This is a genomic window from Listeria valentina, assembly GCF_011800755.1.
GTDB classification, from domain to species: domain Bacteria; phylum Bacillota; class Bacilli; order Lactobacillales; family Listeriaceae; genus Listeria; species Listeria valentina.
The window spans coordinates 1-1,294 of record NZ_JAATJW010000137.1; the positions used below are offsets into that span (position 1 = coordinate 1).

The window sequence follows — 1,294 nt, forward strand, 5'->3', positions numbered from 1 at the left end:
TTCAGTGCGCTCAAAAATTAGTTTTTCCTTGAAAATAATTTAAAAGTTCAGCTTGACTTATTACCACTAGACTTTTCAATAACTAACTTGTTGACAAAATTAATTATATCGAGTATTTCCTTATTCCAAGCTGGTGCACCGTAACAGGTTAAAGGTTTAAATTTTGTCGAATTTGTGAATAAATGGATTGTTTTTCAAAAGTTTCTATGCTAGAATACAGCAAGGTTCCCACAGTAGGAGACTAAAAAATGAATTTTCTCGAGCATTTGGCTGAAGAAGCCCGCTTTCAATCAGGAGTAACAAAAGAAACATTTTCTTATCGCAAGAAGTTATTTGAATACTCTTCTTTGCATAAGGAAAAAACGATTGGAGTTCTAGAGTCAGGATTTGCCTTGATTGAAACGTATGATCAACGTGGTTACTGGATGCCACAAAAAATCATCAAACCTGGAACAATCTTTGGTTTTGAAAATTTCACTGATACATTTCAAACAGAAAATCTATTGGAGTATCGTGTAAAAGGACTTGAAAAAGGATCTTTTTATCGTATTAGTCAAGATTATATGCACCTTTTAATTGCTACAGACATTGAGCTTCAGCAGTTTATTCAAAACCAGCTAATCAATCATTTAGCAAATATCTCCTCTCGGTACCACTACAGTCAGTATGGGCTTTATCAAAAGCTAACGCTGGAGTTGTATCGTATCGCCCGTGACCTCAGTCTTCCCACAAACAATGCGACACTTATTTTCCCAAATTATATTAGTATTTCTTTTTTAGCCGGCTATCTTCGTGCTGGACGCAACCGAATTTCGGAACAATTTGAAGAGTTAGCTCGTGAGGGCATTCTTGAGTCTCGCAGGCCTATCATTTTGAACATGCAAAAGTTCTCACAAAAACTACAGGAAGATTATTTATCTTTCTAAGCACGAAAAACCCTGCTATTCCTTCGAATAGCAGGGTTTTTCGTCATTTCCCATTCTTGTTTCGCAATTGTTCAAGTTTATCTTCAATTCGTTTTTTGCTTTCCTGAGTCGCCGTTTGATCTTTTTTAATCTCAGCAAAAATCGTCACCATATCGCCTTCTTTAAGCCCATTTGGAAGCTCATTTTCCGGCCACTCGAGCGAAATTTCCTTTTCAGAGGTGATAAAAACAGCTATGCCATCTTCCACACGGTCAAGCGTCGCTTTAATTTCTCGCTTCATATTCTTCACCTACCTCGTAAAATATATTTTAGAAAGATAAATAATCTTCTTTAAATGTTTCATTTCTTTTCCTTGCGGAATAAGTTTC

2 protein-coding genes are annotated in these 1,294 nt (G+C 36.1%); one reads left to right on the forward strand and one right to left on the reverse strand.

Annotated elements, in window-relative coordinates; genetic code table 11:
- Nucleotides 1–248 precede the first annotated feature (248 nt).
- The gene (locus tag HCK02_RS13815; RefSeq protein ID WP_167630676.1) at nucleotides 249–926 is read left to right on the forward strand and encodes a Crp/Fnr family transcriptional regulator; all 678 of its coding nucleotides are present in this window, start codon (nucleotides 249–251) and stop codon (nucleotides 924–926) included.
- Between the two features lie 43 nt (nucleotides 927–969).
- On the opposite strand, the gene HCK02_RS13820 is transcribed toward HCK02_RS13815, so the two are convergent.
- Nucleotides 970–1,206 (reverse strand): DUF3006 domain-containing protein, encoded by a 237-nt coding sequence (locus tag HCK02_RS13820; protein ID WP_208970491.1) that lies wholly within the window; start codon nucleotides 1,204–1,206, stop codon nucleotides 970–972.
- Nucleotides 1,207–1,294: the final 88 nt, after the last annotated feature.

What these genes read in the sequence shown, in the direction of transcription:
- HCK02_RS13815 (WP_167630676.1), top strand. Translation starts at nt 249, where the DNA reads ATGAATTTTCTCGAGCATTTGGCTGAAGAAGCCCGCTTTCAATCAGGA.
- HCK02_RS13820 (WP_208970491.1), bottom strand. Translation starts at nt 1,206, where the DNA reads ATGAAGCGAGAAATTAAAGCGACGCTTGACCGTGTGGAAGATGGCATA.